Below are 17,481 nucleotides of genomic sequence, written 5' to 3'. Positions count from 1 at the left end.
CGTAGCACCTCAGGCCAGAACGGCCCATAGGTCGTGTTCGTCGGCGTGCTCCACCACAACACTCACAATCTGGCCGGGTTCGAGATCGGTAACGCCGTTCAGATACACCATGCCGTCAATCTCTGGCGCATCGGCCCTGGAGCGGCCTATGGCGCCTTCTTCGTCCACTTCGTCGATCAGTACATCAATGGTCGTGCCGATCTTCGCCTGCAAACGAGCCGCTGAAATCCCTGCCTGTTTTTCCATAAACCGGGCCAGGCGCTCTTCTTTGACCTCCTCAGGTACGGCACCTTCAAGCTCATTGGCCCTGGCACCTTCAACCGCGCTGTAGGTAAAGGCACCCACGCGATCCAGCTGCGCCTCCTCCAGCCAGTCCAGCAGGTATTGAAAGTCTTCTTCGGTTTCACCGGGGAAGCCGACAATAAACGTGGAACGAATGGTGAGTTCCGGGCAGATTTCCCGCCACTTGCAAATTCGCTCCAGGGTTTTGCTGTCGTGTGCCGGGCGCTTCATGGCCTTCAGCACTTTGGGGCTGGCATGCTGGAACGGAATATCCAGGTACGGCAGGATTTTGCCCTCCGCCATCAGCGGAATAATGTCGTCCACATGGGGGTAGGGATAGACATAATGCAGGCGCACCCAAACGCCCAGTTCACCCAGGGCCTCGCACAGCGACTGCATCTTTGTTTTCAGTGGGCGGCCCTGCCAGAAGCCGGTGCGGTATTTGGTATCTACGCCATAGGCCGAGGTGTCCTGGGAAATTACCAGAAGCTCTTTTACCCCCGCATCAACCAGGCGCTGAGCTTCGTCCATAACATCGCCTATGGGGCGGCTCACCAGATCACCACGCATGGAGGGAATAATGCAGAAGGTACAACGATGGTTGCAGCCCTCTGAAATCTTGAGATACGCGTAGTGCCGGGGTGTCAGCTTGATACCCTGGGGTGGCACCAGATCGGTAAACGGGTCGTGCTCACGGGTTTGCGGAACAAACTGATGAACCGCGCCCACCACCTCTTCATAGGCATGGGGGCCGGAAACTGCCAGAACGCCCGGGTGTGTTTCCCGGATTCTGTCCGCTTCCACGCCCATGCAACCGGTAACGATCACCTTGCCGTTTTCATTGATCGCCTCGCCAATGGCATCCAGAGACTCCTGCTTGGCCGCATCAATAAAGCCGCAGGTGTTGACCACCACAATATCCGCGTCGTTGTAGGTGGGCACCACATCGTAACCATCCAGCCGCAGCTGTGTAAGGATACGCTCAGAATCTACCAGCGCCTTGGGGCAGCCAAGGCTGATAAAGCCAACTTTGCCGTTGCCAGCCACTGTGTTTTCGGTTTTCTCTGTCATAAAAGGTTTCAGGATTCCTGGCGCCCGGCGGGAGCACGCGAATGACCGGCGGGAGCATACGAATGGATTGGAGCCGGAAATTTTACACCAGTAAAGCACCCCTCTGCAGCAAAAGCCGGGCGGCCAGAACCACCAGTCCGTTTCTGATCTGAGTCAAAACTGTGAATTCCTGTTCAGAAAAATACAATAAATCTGCCACAATCTACGACACTCAAGTTGCTGATCAGAAAATAAACAACTACACTTTTCGACGGTTACACGTTGTTCTGAAACACCATTTTAATCCGAGCATGCCAACAAGAGCCCCCATGAAAGCTGCCACAATGAAGCCTAACCTGCGCAACCAGCAACGTGTGGATATCGAAACCGACATCGTTATCGAGAAACCGGATGGTTGCCAACTCATCTGCAGAATGTCCAATCTTTCCCGCACAGGCGTTATGGTTTGCTGCAATCAGGAAACTGCAGGCCAACTCATTCCACGGTTTAAAGCACCTGCCCCGGGCAACTGGATTTCGGTCAAAGCACGGTTTTCTGTTCCGGTCATCGCCGCTCAGCCAGTGTCTGTTGTGGTTAACGGCAACATTGTTCATCTTCGGCGGATGGCAAGGGACGAATTTCAACTGGGCATTCAATTTACCGATTTTGAGGGCAACGGGTTTGATTACGTAGATAATTACGTTCGCAAACTGCTCGCCGAATCCCGTAAACCGGCCTGATACCCATCCCCGTACCCACACACAGTTTTCCGGGCCCGGATTTTTCGGGCGCTATATTGCTATAACTTAAAACTCTAAACCAAACTCTTCTTATAGCAATATCGCCTCTGATATAGTTGTCTTTCTCAATTTGCCAGCCCTCAAGCCTATTGCGGCTACGGATCATCATGACCACATACAACCTTACGCATCTGAAACAGCTGGAAACGGAAAGCATCCATATCATCCGTGAAGTGGCCGCGGAGTTTGACAACCCGGTGATGCTCTACTCCATCGGCAAAGACTCCGCGGTTATGCTGCACCTGGCCCGCAAAGCCTTTTTTCCCGGCAAGCTGCCCTTTCCGCTGATGCATGTGGACACCACCTGGAAGTTCCGGGACATGATCGAGTTCCGGGATCGCAAGATAAAGGAATATGGCCTGGACCTGATTGTGCACACCAATCAGGACGGCGTAGAACAGGGTATTGGGCCCTTTACCCACGGCAGTGCAAAACACACCGACATCATGAAAACCCAGGCCCTGAAGCAGGCTCTGGACAAGCACGGTTTCGATGCCGCCTTCGGTGGCGCCCGCCGGGACGAAGAAAAATCCCGGGCCAAGGAACGGGTGTACTCCTTCCGTGACGAATACCACCGCTGGGACCCGAAAAATCAACGCCCGGAACTCTGGAACACCTACAACGGCAAGGTAAACAAGGGCGAAAGCATTCGCGTGTTTCCCCTGTCCAACTGGACCGAGCTGGATATCTGGCAGTACATCTATCTGGAAAACATCGAGATTGTTCCGCTTTACTACTCAGCCGTGCGCCCGGTAGTTGAGCGCGACGGCTCACTGATCATGGTGGACGACGACCGCATGCCCCTGAAAGAGGGTGAAAAGCCGATGATGAAGTCCATCCGCTTCCGCACTCTGGGGTGTTACCCGTTGACTGGCGCGATTGAATCCAAGGCAGACACCCTGCCTGAAATCATTCAGGAAATGCTGCTGGCCACCAGCTCGGAACGTCAGGGCCGCGTGATTGATCACGACTCGGCTGGCTCCATGGAACAGAAAAAGCGCGAAGGGTACTTCTGATATGTCACACCAATCTGATCTTATTGCCGACGATATTCAGGCTTACCTGAAGCAGCACGAGAACAAGGAACTGCTGCGCCTGCTCACCTGCGGCAGCGTGGACGACGGCAAAAGCACCCTCATCGGTCGCCTGCTCCACGACACAAAAATGATCTATGAAGATCACATGGCCAGCCTGAAAACCGACAGTGCCAAAATGGGCACCACCGGCGAAAAGCTGGATCTTGCCCTGCTGGTGGATGGTTTGCAGGCAGAACGGGAGCAAGGCATTACCATTGATGTTGCCTATCGCTATTTCTCTACCGACAAGCGCAAGTTCATCATTGCAGATACGCCGGGGCACGAGCAGTACACCCGCAACATGGCCACCGGAGCCTCTACCGCCCAGGTCGCCATTCTGATGATCGACGCCCGCCGTGGCGTGCTGACCCAGACCCGCAGGCATTCCTTTATTGCCTCGCTGCTCGGTATCCGGCATATCGTGGTGGCGGTGAACAAGATGGATCTGGTGGATTTCAGCGAAGACCGCTTCAATGAAATCCGGGAAGATTACCTCTCCTTTGCGGCAAAGCTCGGGCTGAAAGACATCCGCTTCGTACCCATCTCGGCCCTGGAAGGCGACAACGTTGTCAACCGCAGCGAGAACACCCCCTGGTTTAACGGCCAGCCACTGATGGATATTCTGGAAACGGTGGAACTAAACCGCGACAAGAACCTGGAGCACTTCCGGTTCCCCGTGCAATACGTCATCCGCCCCAACCTGAACTTCCGCGGTTTCTGCGGCACCATTGCCTCCGGCGTCATCTGCCCGGGGGACAAGGTTATGGCCCTGCCCTCGCGGCGCACCAGCACCATCAAGGAGATCGTGACTTTCGACGGTAACCTTGAAGAGGCCTACATTGACCAGGCGGTTACCCTGACCCTGGAAGATGAGATTGATATCAGCCGTGGCGACATGCTGGTAAAACCGGAAGACGAGCCGGAAGTGGGCAACCGCTTCAAAGCCAATATCGTGTGGATGGCTGATGCGCCTTTGCATACCGGACGCCTGTACGACATCAAACTGGGCCCCACATTTACATCAGGCACGGTTCGGAAGATCCATTATCAGACCGACGTGAACACGCTGGAGCAACATCCCAATCCAAGTTCGCTGCAGGTCAATGAAATCGGTCTGTGTGATCTGACCCTGAGCCAGCCCATCGCCTTTGACGCCTATCAGCGTAATCATGCTACCGGTAGCTTTATTGTGATCGATCGGCTCACCAACGTGACGGTTGGTGCCGGTATGATTGATGGCCTGGCAGATACCGCAGGCACTCTGGAGCCGGTAAGCCCCGAAGAGCGCGAGCGCCGCCTGGCACAGAAGCCGATGATTATTGGCTGCTCCGGTAAGCAGGCTCACACCCTTGCCCTGGCCGTTGAGCGCGCATTATTCGATCAGGGCAAAACATCGGTGATTCTGAGCGAGGATAATGCCGGTGACGCGGATGATCGCCGCCGCACCGCGCAACTGTTGACAGCTTACGGCCTGGTAGCAATTGCCGTAGACCTGGGCACTGACATAGCCAGCGTATCCATAACAGCTGATAGCACTGACGAAGTGACAGGTGTTGCTGCAGCGCTGGTGCAGGAACTGGTTCGCAACAAGCGGGTTTAAGGACAGGACTGGTTAAAAAGGTGTTTGCCGCGGGGCGGGGTGTCTTTTCTTCTGGGAAAAACAACTCGCTGCGCTCAGACATCTTTTTCCCGCCATAAAAGACACCCCGCCCCACGGCTACCAGGGTTGGTAGCCATTCGCCATTGCTCAATTTTTTGCTATTATTTATACCCAAATAGGTATATGTTACTCATGGACTCGAGAACAAAAACACTATTCTGGATGGGGTCGGCGAAAAAAGACCTGATTGCCATGCCGGATGATGTGAAAGATGTCTTTGGCTTTGCGTTGCACCTGGCTCAAACCGGAGAGAAACACGACAAAGCCAAGCCCCTGAAAGGCATTGGGGGAGCGGGCGTCCTGGAAGTGGTGGAGCGCGACAGCGACGGCACTTACCGGGCCGTGTATACCGTTAAATATGGTGATGCTGTGTACGTTTTGCACTGTTTTCAGAAAAAATCAACGCGGGGCATTGCGACTCCGAAGCCGGAGATGGATGTAATCAATGAGCGCCTGAAAGCAGCGAAAATGCACGCTGAAGGGGGTAGCAAGTGATCAGTATTGAAGAAGGTAGTTCTAACGTCTATGAGGATGTTGGTTTTCGCGATGCCGACAAGATGCTGGTCAAGGCACAGCTGGCAGCACAGATCCGCAATATCATCAGCGCCAATCAGTGGACACAGGCAGAGGCTTGCAAGATTCTGGATTTGACCCAGCCGAAGCTGTCCAACCTGCTGAACGGCAAGTTTCGCGGCATCAGTGAAACAAAGATGCTTGATTGCCTGACTCGTCTGGGCCGGGATGTGCAGATAGTGATCGGTGCTGAGCGACGTTCTGCTTCCCCGGGGCGTGTTTCTGTGGTGGAGGCCTGAGGGCTGCGACTGGCCTGGGTGCTCTGGTGTTTGCCGCGAGGCGGGGTGGCTTTTCTTCTGGGAAAAACAACTCGCTGCGCTCAGACATCTTTTTCCCGCCAGATAAAGACACCCCGCCCCACGGCTATCAGGCTTGAGAGTAATTCTCCCTATTATTCGTGAATGTATTTGGTGTCCGTGGCAGAATCATCGGCCCTGAAGCGGACGCTTTGGGGCTTTTTTGGTTCTTCATCTTGGGATTTTCTTTTTATGGCCATTAAACATCTGCGCACTGCGTTTTCCAGTCAGTACCAGCCGGGGCTGCCTGCCCGCCTGCAAAGTGGTGAGGCGCTGCAGGAGCCCGGTGGCGATTATGAGGGGCTACACAAGCAGATGAAGCGGCTCTTCAACAGCAAGCCGGGTAAGAAGTACGGGCGGTTTTCAGATGATATTGGCGAGAGCCCATTTAAAAGCTGGCTGAAAGACTATCTGGAAGACAAGCAGAGTTTCGCGTCTTTGACGGATCGGGTGTTTGGGCAGTGGCAGGAGTTGCTGACGAGCTGCCAGGAGGAGTTTGTGGGGCACCTGACGGTTGTGCATGAAGCACTGGCAGATTCGGATGTGGTTTATGTGATGATTCTGGAGAGCGATGGCGCTCTGCGCTTTGATGGCAATCAGGCACTGGATACAACGGATGTGCTGAGCACGTCCCGTCTGAACCTTGCCATGCGTGTTGAGCTGGATGACTGGCTTGGGGATAACGCTGCGGAGAACTATCTTACGCTGGTGCATGCCCGGGGCACGGGCGAGCCGGGGGAGCTGTTTATCCGGCTGTGTGGCTTTACTAATCAGGTGGATGTTGAGAAGGAAACTCTGACGTTTCTGGACGCTGTGGAGGCGTTTGCCAAGTCTTCAGAGCCTGAGAAGGCTGGTGAGGTGCGCACGCGGGCCTATGAGTTCTGTAAGGAACAGCATGCTTTGGGTGAGCCGGTTGCCATTGAGGCGCTGTCTGGCTATCTGGATGAGGATCAGCCGGAGCGGTTCAAGGAGTTTGCCAGCAAAACGGCTGAGTTGCCGGAGAGCGGTGTTTTGCACCCGGATCATCGGAAGGTGAAGAAGCTGGTGCGGATTGCGGGCTCTGGTGGTGGTATGAGTGTTTCGTTTTCTTCGGATTTGGTGAATCAGGCGATTTATTATGACCGCGACAAGGATGCGCTGACGATTACTCGCCTTCCTAAAGCATTGCGGGAGCAGTTGGAGCGGTATCTGGAGAATCGCGAGGACTGATAGTTTGGTGCAGACCTCGGGTTGGCCTGCCACTTTGGTGGCTGGCTCCGCGGCGTGGTAAGGCTTTTCTTCTGGAAAAACAACTCGCTGCGCTCAGACATCTTTTTCCGGCAGAAAAGCCTTACCACACCACGGGCCGATCGGACGTTTCGGGTATATCGAGCTAGCTGACTTCTACCGAATTGCTGTCGTTCCAACGGACGCGGTTTGCCCGCTGCACCCTTACTTCCCGCATCCAGCCTACCCCGTCGATTAACTCACCGGTTTCGTGATCAATGGGTGGGTATGGCAGGTTTCGGTCGTCGCAGTAGCGCTTGACGACGGGCTGGCACCAGCTGAACAAGAGGCGGTTGTATTCTTCATCCGGAATGCGGCGGCTATCGAACAAGCCAGCCTCTTTGCGCTGCCGCTGGGCTTCCGCGAGGATGATGGCGCAGGCGGCGGATACGTTGAGGGATTCCACCATGCCCATCATGGGGATAACGATGTGTTCATCTGCCTGCTCCGCTGCCCCGGCGCTTACGCCGTCGACTTCGTTACCCATGATTACGGTACAGGGTACGGTGAAGTCTGCAGAATGGTAATCGATGGCCCGGTCAGACAACTGCGCCGCGTAGAGCTTGTGCCCCTGCCCTTTAAGGTTTTCTATGGCCTCGTCCATGGTGCGGTGGGTATGGGGCGTTACCCACTTGAAGCTGCCACCCGCCGTTTTCCGAAAGGCCCGGAAACCTTCTTTTGGCCACACCACGTGCATGTTAGCTAGCCCGAAGGCATCGCAGGATCGCAGTATGGCGGAGAGGTTTCTTGGCTTGTGAACCTGATCGGTCAGAACACTCAAGTCTGGCTGGCGGGTATTCAAAACCTGTTTGATGCGGGCAAGGCGCTCTGGCGTCATAGTCTTGTGAAGTATGTAATAAGCGATTAATCCACCGAAGCTCGACGAAGCGATTGGTGCAGGGCTCTCCAAAAACGTGGAGCGCCAAGGATGGCGCGACCGAGCCCTACATGGGTGAGGCAAGCGTTTATGAAGCAAAGCTTCATGCGCAGCCGAACGACAGCAATCTGTGATTGCTGGCCGGACCCCGGAGGGGTATTCACGGGCGCTTTTTGGAGAGCCCTGCACCAATCGATTCAAACTCCGAAGTTCAACGAACCAAAATAGTACCACAGCAAAACTGGCAGATTACCGAGACAACGCTGGTTGCAGAATGATCACCCCGTTATAATGCCCAGTTCTCCTTTTCAGCGCGCCCACTCCGGACATTTCAAAACTCCGGGCGCCAAATACATCCAGTTGTGTTGAGACCCATGGCCAAGAAGCTGTACATCAAGACCCACGGTTGCCAGATGAACGAATACGATTCATCCCGCATGGCCGACCTGCTTAAAACCGGCGAAGCGGTTGAAATGACCGAATCGCCGGATGACGCCGACATCCTGCTGCTGAACACCTGTTCCATCCGTGAAAAAGCCCAGGAAAAAGTCTTCCACCAGCTGGGTCGCTGGAAAAAACTCAAGGCCAACAAACCGGAACTCATCATTGGCGTGGGCGGCTGTGTCGCCAGCCAGGAAGGCCAGGCCATTCTTGACCGCGCGCCTTATGTGGATATGGTCTTCGGCCCGCAAACCCTGCACCGCCTGCCGGATATGATTACCGAAGTGCGTATGAAAGGTAACGGCGTGGGCGTGGTGGATGTGAGCTTTCCGGAAATCGAAAAGTTCGACAACCTGCCGGAGCCTGGTGCCGATGGCCCCTCTGCGTTTGTGTCCATCATGGAAGGCTGCAGCAAATACTGCACTTTCTGTGTGGTGCCCTACACCCGCGGCGAGGAAGTCAGCCGTCCGGCGGACGATGTGATTGCAGAAGTCGCTCACCTGGCCAGCCAGGGCGTGCGGGAAGTGAACCTTCTGGGCCAGAACGTAAACGCCTACCGTGGCGAGACTCACGATGGTGACGTGATGGATCTGGCGGAGCTTATTACCCTGATTGCCACCATCGACGGCATAGATCGCATCCGCTACACCACCTCGCACCCGGTTGAATTTACCGATGCGATGATTGAGGTTTACGAGCAGGTTCCCGAGCTGGTCAGCCACTTGCACCTGCCGGTACAAAGCGGCTCGGATCGCATTCTGGCCGCCATGAAGCGTGGCCACACGGCTCTGGAGTACAAATCCAAACTGCGCCGCCTGCGCAAGATTCGCCCGGATATCAGTTTCTCTTCCGACTTTATCATTGGCTTCCCGGGGGAAACCGAGAAAGACTTTGAAGACACCATGAAGCTGATCAACGATATCGGTTTCGATATGTCCTTCAGCTTCGTTTACAGCGCCCGCCCGGGAACGCCGGCATCAGACCTGCCGGATGATACGCCCATGGAAGTGAAGAAGCAGCGCCTGAAAATCCTGCAGGATCGGATCAACCAGACGGTGATGGATATCAGCCGCAAGATGGTGGGTTCGACTCAGCGTATTCTGGTGACCGGGTTATCGAAAAAGGATCCGGGGGAGTATTCCGGGCGCACCGAGAACAACCGGATTGTGAACTTCCGGCATGAGAATCCCCAAGTTGTCGGTCACTTCATCGACGTTGAGATTGTTGAGGCCTACACGAACTCTTTGCGGGGTGTGCCTGTGGATTCGGAGTTGTATTGAGCTTGGGCTCCCATGTTTTCAAGGTTTGATGTTAGAGAGCGGTGGAGCCACCCTCCCAAAAACCGCTACGAGCACGTCCATGTGCGCTTGTTTCCGGCCATCCATGGCCTCCAACATTTTTGGGAGGGCCTTCCCACCACTCTCTGCAAGCTTCAAACTGGCATGTCAAAAACGCTCAACCAAGCAACATGTATGCACAAACTTATAGCCATAAAACCGACGAGAGCGTTCCTGGCACTTGTTTTCCCGTTGCGGGCCTGCACATAGTTTAAAAAGGGCCGGAGTGTGGGCCTGCCTCCCAAAAACGTGGAGCGCCAGGGATGGCGCGACCGAGCCCTACAGGGACGTATTCACGGGCGTTTTTTGGGAGGCAGGCCCACACTCCGGTCCTTTGCACCAAAGTCAGATATGCCTTCTCCCGAAAAGGGGAGCCACCAGAACCGGAGCAATATTGAACACCAACGATTCCAGACAATTCGACCTACACCCGGCAGACCAGCGCAGGCTCACCACCCTCTGCGGGCAGTTTGATGAGAATTTGAAGCACATCGAACGGCGCTTGCAGGTTTCCATCACCCGCCGTGGCCATCACTTCCGGGTAGACGGTGAAACCGAACACGTTGCCGCTGCAGTGGAAGTAATCCGGCACCTGTATCGGGAAACCGAAGCCATGGAGGACATATCACCGGATACCGTGCACCTGTACATCCGGGAAACCGGGTTTGAGAGGCTCCCGGAAGATATACCGTTTGACGGCTCCGTTACCCTCATCAAAACCCCGAAGCTCACCGCCAAGCCCCGGGGTGCGAATCAGCAGAAATATGTGCACAACATTCGCTCCCACGACATCAACTTTGGTATTGGCCCGGCTGGCACCGGGAAAACCTGGCTGGCGGTGGCATGCGCAGTGGAAGCGCTGAAAGACGAGCAGGTCAAGCGGATTCTGCTGGTGCGCCCGGCGGTTGAGGCGGGTGAGAAACTCGGCTTCCTGCCCGGAGATCTGGCGCAGAAGGTGGATCCGTATCTGCGACCGCTTTACGACGCCCTGTATGAAATGCTCGGGTTCGAGCAGGTTACGCGGCTCATCGAAAAAAGCGTGATAGAGATTGCGCCGCTGGCATTCATGCGTGGCCGTACCCTGAATAACTCGTTTATTATTCTGGATGAAAGCCAGAACACCACCCGCGAGCAGATGAAAATGTTCCTGACCCGGATCGGCTTTGGTTCCACTGCCGTGATTACCGGCGATACCACTCAGGTGGATTTGCCACGGGGGCAGAACTCCGGATTGGTGCATGCCGCGAGCGTGCTCAGCAAAGTCACGGGCATCGGCTTTACCCGTTTCGAGGCCAAGGACGTTGTCCGTCATCCTCTGGTTCAGCGCATTGTGGAAGCCTACGATTCGTTTGATGAAAAAAGCATTAAAGGGAGCGACCGTAACCCGTGAACCAGCTGACGGTTGATTTCCAGAAGGTGTTTGATGGGCCGGGTGTGCCTTCGGAATCCCGGTTTCAAGACTGGGCCCGGGCTGCCTGGCTGGAGCAGGATCCATCCGAGGTGACCATTCGCATCGTCGATATTGACGAAAGCCGGGCACTGAATCACCAATTCCGGGGGCAGGACAAACCCACCAATGTGTTGTCCTTCCCATTTGAAGCGCCAGCCGGTATAACGGTTCCATTGGCCGGAGATCTCGTTATTTGCGCTCCGGTTGTAGAAGATGAGGCCAGGGAACAGGCCAAATCGCCACTGGCCCACTGGGCGCATATGGTGGTTCACGGTATGCTGCATCTTCAGGGCTATGACCATATAAACGATAAAGACGCAGAGGCCATGGAGGCTCTCGAAATACGGTTGCTGGCACAACTCGGGATCAGCAACCCTTACGCAGAAGCAGAAGAGGAAACGGACAAAGACTCATGAGCGACGATCAGTCGAGTCGCAGTCAGGGCTCCAACAAGTCCTGGCTGGAGCGTATATCACATGCTTTTTCCAGCGGGCCGGAATCTGTTGAGGACGTGCTGGAAGTTCTGCGGAGCGCCGAATCCCAATCGATCATCGATGCCGATGCCATGAGCATCATCGAAGGCGCCATGCAGGTTATTGACATGCGTGTGGATGAAATCATGATCCCACGTTCCCAGATGGTCACCGTTCGTGCTTCGCAGGACCCCAAAGAGTATCTCGATGAGATCATTGCGTCTGCGCACAGCCGGTTCCCGGTTATTGGCGACAGCCAGGATGACGTAATTGGCATTCTGCTCGCCAAGGATCTCCTGCCACTGGCCCTTGATGGCGATATGGACTGGTCTCATGTACGGGAGCTTCTGCGCCCGCCCACCTTTGTTCCCGAGAGCAAGCGTCTGAACCAGCTACTCAAGCAGTTCAAGGAAAACCGTAACCACATGGCGATTGTGGTGGATGAATACGGTGGAACGGCCGGTCTTGTAACCATTGAAGACGTACTGGAGCAGATTGTCGGGGAAATCGAGGATGAGCACGATTTCGACGAGGAAACCCACATCAAGGCCCGGGGCGATGGCTCTTACGCAGTAAAAGCGGTCACGCCTGTTGATGATTTCAACGAGTTTTTCAAAACGGGACTGGATGAGGAAGAATTCGACACTATTGGCGGAGTTGTACTCAAGGAGTTCGGGCACCTGCCCAGACGGGGTGAAACGGTTGAATTTGGTGGCCTGCGCTTTACCATTGCCAATGCCGATAACCGTGTCATCCGTCTGTTACAGGTAACCCGTAGTGAGTCATGATGATTCTGCTCCCCCGATTGCCCCGGCCCATACGTTTTTCTCCAATCGCTGGCTGAGCTCGGCAACCCTTGTGGTTGCCGGTGCCCTGCAAACCCTGACATTTTCGCCATTCCATCTGTGGTGGCTGGGGCCGATATCAATCCTGCTTGTTCTGCTGGTTACGATCCCCCTCAAGGCATCGAAACTCTTTGCGGCTGGCTGGCTGACGGGGCTTGGACTGTTTGGCTCAGGAGCGAGCTGGGTTTATGTCAGTATCAGTGAGTTCGGTAATACCTCCATCCCGGTTTCGGTTCTGCTCACGGTTGCTTTTGTGGCGGGGCTGGCGCTCTTCCCTGCCCTCGCTTTCTGGTTCTGGAGCAAGCTTGCGAAAGGCAGTGCAGTGCGAAGGCTGATTCTCTTCCCCGCCATCTGGATTCTGGGGGACTGGCTCCGGGGCTGGCTGCTGACCGGCTTTCCCTGGTTGTATCTGGGCACAGCTCACACCGACGGGCCCCTGGCGGGCCTGGCTCCGGTTGTTGGTGTTCATGGCATCACGTTTCTGGTTGCGGCCAGCGGCGCAGCGATCTTTGCAACAGCGTGGCTTTTCACCAGAAAGCGCCATGCCATTGCCGGTATTGTGGCCGTGGCAACTCTGGTTCCCTGGCTGGCGGCGCCGGCACTGAACCGGGTTAACTGGACTGACATCACCACGGAACCCACTTCTGTGGCCGCCATGCAGGGCAATATCCCGCAACTTATCAAATGGGACCCGGAGTTTCTGAAAGATCAGATTGTGGCTTATCTGGGCATGACGGAACCCTACTGGGACACCGATCTGATTCTCTGGCCGGAGACAGCGATTCCCATTCCCCAGGACCAGGCGGGCAAGATCATTGATCACATCAAGGAGAACCTCGGAGACGAGAGCACGCTCATAACCGGCATTCCCTGGTACGGTTTCAGTGAGCGCGCCGGTGGCTTTACCTATCACAACAGCATTATGGCTATAGGCCATGGCGAAGGTATCTACCATAAGCAGAAGCTGGTGCCATTCGGGGAATATGTTCCTCTTGAGGGCGTTCTGCGGGGGCTGATCGGTTTTTTCGATTTGCCCATGTCGAGTTTTACCCGGGGGCCGGAGAATCAGTCACCTTTAACCGCAAATAACGCGAAGGTGATGCCGTTTATCTGTTATGAGGTGGCGTATCCGGACTTTCTGGCCCGCAATGCTGTGAATTCGGATTTGCTACTGACGATCAGTAACGATGGCTGGTTCGGGGATTCTGTGGGGCCGTTGCAGCATTTGCAGATTGCGCGTATGCGGGCTCTGGAGACGGGGCGTTATATGATTCGCGGTACCAATAACGGGGTGACGGCGATCATTGATCACAAGGGGCAGATCACAACGCGTATTCCGCAGTTTGAGCGGGCGGTTCTGACTGGCGAGGTGTTCAAGGCCAGTGGCAGCACACCTTATATGAAGACAGCATCGTGGCCGGTTCTGACGTTGGCGTTGATTTTGATTGTGTTTGTTCGTGAGCGGGTTATTCCTAAAAGCTGATCAGACCTTGGTGAAAGCGGCCGTGGCAGGGACGGTTTTCAAAACACGCTGTGAATACGTCCATGTACGCTTGGCTCCGCCATCCCTGGCTCCGCACAGTTTTGAAAACCGTCCCTGCCACGGCCGCCCAAGCTTTGGAGTCACCTATTACCATCGGCTCTTAAAATAGCTACAAATCAGCTTTCCTTTCGTGGCCAACGGCTGGTCACCCGCTTGTAATATTGCGAACCACAGGCCTCACAGGGCTCCAGATGACTGGTCGAGGTGAGACACAGCATGTGCTCACAGTTCAGGCACTGGAACATACCCGCCGTTGCGACTTCGCCAGCGATATACTGGCCGGCATCGTGGCTTTCGAGCTTTTGCTGAAGTGCCAGGGTGTCAACCAGCGTCTGGTCGGCAACCGAGAGCAACCGTTCTGTAAGGCTGTTTTCCAGCAGTGACAGATCGATCTGAAGCCATTCTGCAAGCCCTTCACCCGTTTCATCCACAAAATGAATGAGGTGTTCCAGATCCCTTTGCAGGTAGGTACCAAGCAGGCTCAGTTCGTCCCTGGTCATTTCCTCCAGTTCTTGTTCCGCCTCTATCGCTTTATCGATCTCTTCTTCCAGAGTTTCCAGCGTGGTTTCCTGCACTGTGCGCAGGCGATTCTGTACCTGTTCAAGCATGCGATCATAGGCGTCGAGCGCCTTGCCTGAGAGATGGCTGCGTTCTGGCTTTGTCATTAAGGGCTCCTCGTAATTTGCGGGGCGGCGGCAGGCGGGGCTCTCCGGGACTGTCGGCAGCAGGGATGCTGCCGTCAAGCGTACAGGGATGTATTTACAGCGTGTCCCGGAGAGCCCCGCCTGCCGCCAACCTTCACCATAACTGTCATCATGGCACAGTATTCGGTTTTTGGCAGGCTACCTGTTACGCCTTGTGTGCGTTAGAATGTCCGGCCGCTCCGCACATCATTTTGATACAGGGTAACTTTGGTAATGGCAGGTATGGACGAGCAGTACAATCCCCGTGACGTAGAATACATTGCGCGCACCTTCTGGGAAGAGAATAAAACCTTTGAGGTCCGGGAAGATCCGGGTAAGCCGAAATACTACTGCCTGTCCATGTTCCCCTACCCCAGCGGCAAGCTGCACATGGGGCATGTGCGGAACTACACCATCGGGGATGTGATCTCCCGCTACCAGCGCATGCAGGGTAAAAACGTTTTGCAGCCCATGGGCTGGGATGCGTTTGGCCTGCCCGCCGAGAACGCCGCCATTGCCAACAAAACGGCGCCGGCGAAGTGGACCTACGCGAACATCGAATACATGAAAAACCAGCTCAAGCAGCTGGGGTTCGGTTATGACTGGAGCCGGGAGCTGGCCACCTGCAAGCCGGATTACTACCGCTGGGAGCAGTGGTTTTTTGCGCGCCTTTACGAAAAAGGCCTGGTTTACAAGAAAATGTCCACGGTTAACTGGGACCCTGTGGATCAGACCGTGCTTGCTAACGAGCAGGTGGTAGACGGGCGTGGCTGGCGCTCCGGGGCGCTGGTGGAGCAGAAAAAGATTCCCCAGTGGTTTATCCGCATTACCGATTATGCCGAAGAATTGCTGAACGACATGGATGATCTGGATGGCTGGCCAGAGCAGGTCAAAACCATGCAGCGCAACTGGATCGGCAAATCTGTGGGTACCGAACTCTCCTTCCCCATCAAGGACAGCGACGAAGGACTGACAGTTTATACCACCCGCCCGGACACCCTGATGGGCGTGAGCTATATGGCTGTGGCTGCAGAACACCCGCTCGCCAAAGCAGCGGCTGAGCGCCATAAGGACGTTGAAGCCTTTGTGGAGGAGTGTCGCAACAGCAAGGTGGCCGAGGCGGAAATGGCCACCATGGAAAAGAAGGGTGTGGATACGGGATTCAAGGCCATCCACCCGCTTACCCAGGAAGAAATTCCGGTCTGGATTGCCAACTTTGTACTCACAGACTATGGCACCGGCGCTCTGATGGCAGTGCCCGGCCACGATGAGCGCGATCACGAATTTGCACTCAAGTACCGTTTACCCATCAAACAGGTTATTGCCAGCACCGACGGTCGAGAAATTGACGTACAGGAAGAGGCGTTCACAGAAAAAGGCGTACTGGTTTCCTCTGGCAAATACAGCGGTCTGACCAGCGATGAAGCGTTTGATGCCATTGCGGATTACCTTGAGCAGAACAATATCGGCAAGCGCACGGTCAACTACCGCCTGCGCGACTGGGGCGTATCCCGGCAGCGTTACTGGGGCGCGCCCATCCCCATGATGACCATGGAAGATGGCACCCAGCGCCCGGTGCCCGACGATCAGCTGCCGGTTCGTCTGCCGGAAGATGTTGAGATGGACGGCGTCCAGTCCCCCATCAAAGCCGATCCCGAGTGGGCGAAAACCTCGTTCAACGGCCAGCCTGCAACCCTGGAAACGGATACTTTCGACACCTTCATGGAGTCGTCCTGGTATTACGCCCGTTTCTGCAGCCCCAACTACGACAAGGGCATGCTGGACCCGGCTGCGGCAAACTACTGGCTGCCGGTCGATCAGTATATCGGTGGCATTGAACACGCTATTTTGCATCTGCTGTATGCGCGTTTCTTCCACAAGCTCTTGCGCGACGTGGGCCTGGTGAACAGTTCCGAGCCTTTCAAGCGGCTACTCACCCAGGGCATGGTGCTGGCAGACACTTATTACCGTGATGATGGAAAAGGCGGCAAGGTCTGGATTTCACCATCAGATGTTGTGGTTGAACGGGACGAAAAAGGCCACGCCATCGGTGCGGTCCACAAGGACGACGGTCAGCCGGTTATGGCCGGTGGCGTGACCAAGATGTCCAAATCAAAGAACAACGGTATCGACCCGCAGTCCATCATCGATGCCCATGGCGCCGACACAGTGCGTCTGTTCATGATGTTTGCGGCCCCACCCGAACAGTCACTGGAGTGGTCAGACAGCGCTGTGGAAGGCGCCCACCGCTTCCTCAAGCGCCTGTGGCGCCTGGTGCATGATCAGGTGGCAGGCGGAACTGCGCCAGCCCTGGATGTGGGTGCCCTGAACGATGCGCAGAAAGACCTGCGGCGCAAAACCCATGAAACCATTGCGAAAGTAAGTGACGACATCAGTCGTCGTCTGACCTTCAACACCGCCATTGCTGCAGTGATGGAGCTGTTGAACGAGGTCAGCCGCCTGAATAACGATGAGCCCCAGACCCGCGCCGTGCGCCAGGAGGCACTGGAAGCTGCCGTTTTGATGCTGTCACCGATTGTGCCGCACATCTGCCACACCTTGTGGCAGGCCCTGGGCCACGATGATCCGGTGGTGGACGCACCCTGGCCGGTGGCCGACGAATCTGCCATGGTCCGTAGCGAGATTCAGGTGGTTCTTCAGGTCAACGGCAAGGTACGCGCCAAGACAGACGTTCCCGCGGACATCAGCAAAGCCGATCTGGAAGCGCTGGCCCTGGAAAACGAAAACGTCCGGCGCTTCATCGACGATGTTACTGTTCGCAAGATCATCGTTGTACCCGGAAAACTGGTTAACGTGGTTGCCAACTGA

The 17,481-nt window shown here is 55.5% G+C and carries 15 protein-coding genes; 12 read left to right on the top strand and 3 right to left on the bottom strand.

Annotation, left to right across the window (positions count from 1 at the left end):
- Positions 1-9: 9 nt before the first annotated feature.
- On the bottom strand, positions 10-1,353 hold the full coding sequence (gene rimO / locus CDH48_RS02370) for a 30S ribosomal protein S12 methylthiotransferase RimO (protein WP_100687082.1): 1,344 nt from the start codon (positions 1,351-1,353) through the stop codon (positions 10-12).
- A 308-nt stretch (positions 1,354-1,661) separates the two neighbouring features.
- Between rimO and CDH48_RS02365 the strand changes: the two genes are divergently transcribed.
- The 6 genes from CDH48_RS02365 to CDH48_RS02340 all read left to right on the top strand — a co-directional run bounded on the left by CDH48_RS02365 (position 1,662) and on the right by CDH48_RS02340 (position 6,946).
- Positions 1,662-2,072, top strand: coding sequence for a PilZ domain-containing protein (locus CDH48_RS02365; RefSeq protein ID WP_100687081.1), 411 nt, complete (start codon positions 1,662-1,664; stop codon positions 2,070-2,072).
- Between the two features lie 167 nt (positions 2,073-2,239).
- Positions 2,240-3,148 (top strand): sulfate adenylyltransferase subunit CysD, encoded by a 909-nt coding sequence (gene cysD, locus CDH48_RS02360; RefSeq protein ID WP_100687080.1) that lies wholly within the window; start codon positions 2,240-2,242, stop codon positions 3,146-3,148.
- 1 nt (position 3,149) lies between these two features.
- Positions 3,150-4,808 (top strand): sulfate adenylyltransferase subunit CysN, encoded by a 1,659-nt coding sequence (cysN, locus tag CDH48_RS02355; protein WP_100687079.1) that lies wholly within the window; start codon positions 3,150-3,152, stop codon positions 4,806-4,808.
- 192 nt (positions 4,809-5,000) lie between these two features.
- Positions 5,001-5,363: a type II toxin-antitoxin system RelE/ParE family toxin gene (locus CDH48_RS02350; RefSeq protein ID WP_100687078.1), complete on the top strand. Its 363-nt coding sequence runs from the start codon at positions 5,001-5,003 to the stop codon at positions 5,361-5,363.
- Positions 5,360-5,680: a helix-turn-helix domain-containing protein gene (locus CDH48_RS02345; RefSeq protein WP_100687077.1), complete on the top strand. Its 321-nt coding sequence runs from the start codon at positions 5,360-5,362 to the stop codon at positions 5,678-5,680. The genes CDH48_RS02350 and CDH48_RS02345 overlap by 4 nt, the downstream gene beginning before the upstream one ends.
- A 249-nt stretch (positions 5,681-5,929) precedes the next feature.
- Positions 5,930-6,946 (top strand): nucleoid-associated protein, encoded by a 1,017-nt coding sequence (locus CDH48_RS02340; RefSeq protein ID WP_100687215.1) that lies wholly within the window; start codon positions 5,930-5,932, stop codon positions 6,944-6,946.
- A gap of 163 nt (positions 6,947-7,109) precedes the next feature.
- Here CDH48_RS02340 and trmH read toward each other — a convergent pair whose 3' ends face one another.
- On the bottom strand, positions 7,110-7,841 hold the full coding sequence (gene trmH / locus CDH48_RS02335) for a tRNA (guanosine(18)-2'-O)-methyltransferase TrmH (protein ID WP_100687076.1): 732 nt from the start codon (positions 7,839-7,841) through the stop codon (positions 7,110-7,112).
- Positions 7,842-8,254: 413 nt separating this feature from the next.
- Here trmH and miaB point away from each other — a divergent pair, with 413 nt between their 5' ends.
- The 5 genes from miaB (at position 8,255) to lnt (ending at position 13,909) form a co-directional block, all read left to right on the top strand.
- Positions 8,255-9,601, top strand: coding sequence for a tRNA (N6-isopentenyl adenosine(37)-C2)-methylthiotransferase MiaB (miaB, locus tag CDH48_RS02330; protein WP_100687075.1), 1,347 nt, complete (start codon positions 8,255-8,257; stop codon positions 9,599-9,601).
- A 451-nt stretch (positions 9,602-10,052) separates the two neighbouring features.
- Positions 10,053-11,048, top strand: a complete 996-nt coding sequence (locus tag CDH48_RS02325; protein WP_100687074.1) for a PhoH family protein — start codon at positions 10,053-10,055, stop codon at positions 11,046-11,048.
- Positions 11,045-11,524 carry an rRNA maturation RNase YbeY gene (gene ybeY / locus CDH48_RS02320; RefSeq protein WP_100687073.1) on the top strand — a complete coding sequence of 160 codons (480 nt, stop codon included), beginning with the start codon at positions 11,045-11,047 and terminating at the stop codon, positions 11,522-11,524. Before CDH48_RS02325 ends, ybeY begins: the two co-directional genes overlap by 4 nt.
- The gene (locus CDH48_RS02315) at positions 11,521-12,369 is read left to right on the top strand and encodes an HlyC/CorC family transporter (protein ID WP_100687072.1); all 849 of its coding nucleotides are present in this window, start codon (positions 11,521-11,523) and stop codon (positions 12,367-12,369) included. Before ybeY ends, CDH48_RS02315 begins: the two co-directional genes overlap by 4 nt.
- Positions 12,359-13,909, top strand: a complete 1,551-nt coding sequence (gene lnt, locus CDH48_RS02310; RefSeq protein WP_227520893.1) for an apolipoprotein N-acyltransferase — start codon at positions 12,359-12,361, stop codon at positions 13,907-13,909. Before CDH48_RS02315 ends, lnt begins: the two co-directional genes overlap by 11 nt.
- A 176-nt stretch (positions 13,910-14,085) precedes the next feature.
- Here the strand turns inward: lnt and CDH48_RS02305 are convergent, their stop codons facing one another.
- The gene (locus tag CDH48_RS02305; protein WP_100687071.1) at positions 14,086-14,634 is read right to left on the bottom strand and encodes a zinc ribbon-containing protein; all 549 of its coding nucleotides are present in this window, start codon (positions 14,632-14,634) and stop codon (positions 14,086-14,088) included.
- A gap of 261 nt (positions 14,635-14,895) precedes the next feature.
- Here CDH48_RS02305 and leuS point away from each other — a divergent pair, with 261 nt between their 5' ends.
- On the top strand, positions 14,896-17,481 hold the full coding sequence (leuS, locus tag CDH48_RS02300; RefSeq protein WP_100687213.1) for a leucine--tRNA ligase: 2,586 nt from the start codon (positions 14,896-14,898) through the stop codon (positions 17,479-17,481).

The organism is Marinobacter aromaticivorans (genome assembly GCF_002806975.1).
Lineage (GTDB): Bacteria > Pseudomonadota > Gammaproteobacteria > Pseudomonadales > Oleiphilaceae > Marinobacter > Marinobacter aromaticivorans.
Note: the sequence above shows the minus strand (reverse complement) of the source record. Positions and strands in the feature narration are given on the sequence as shown.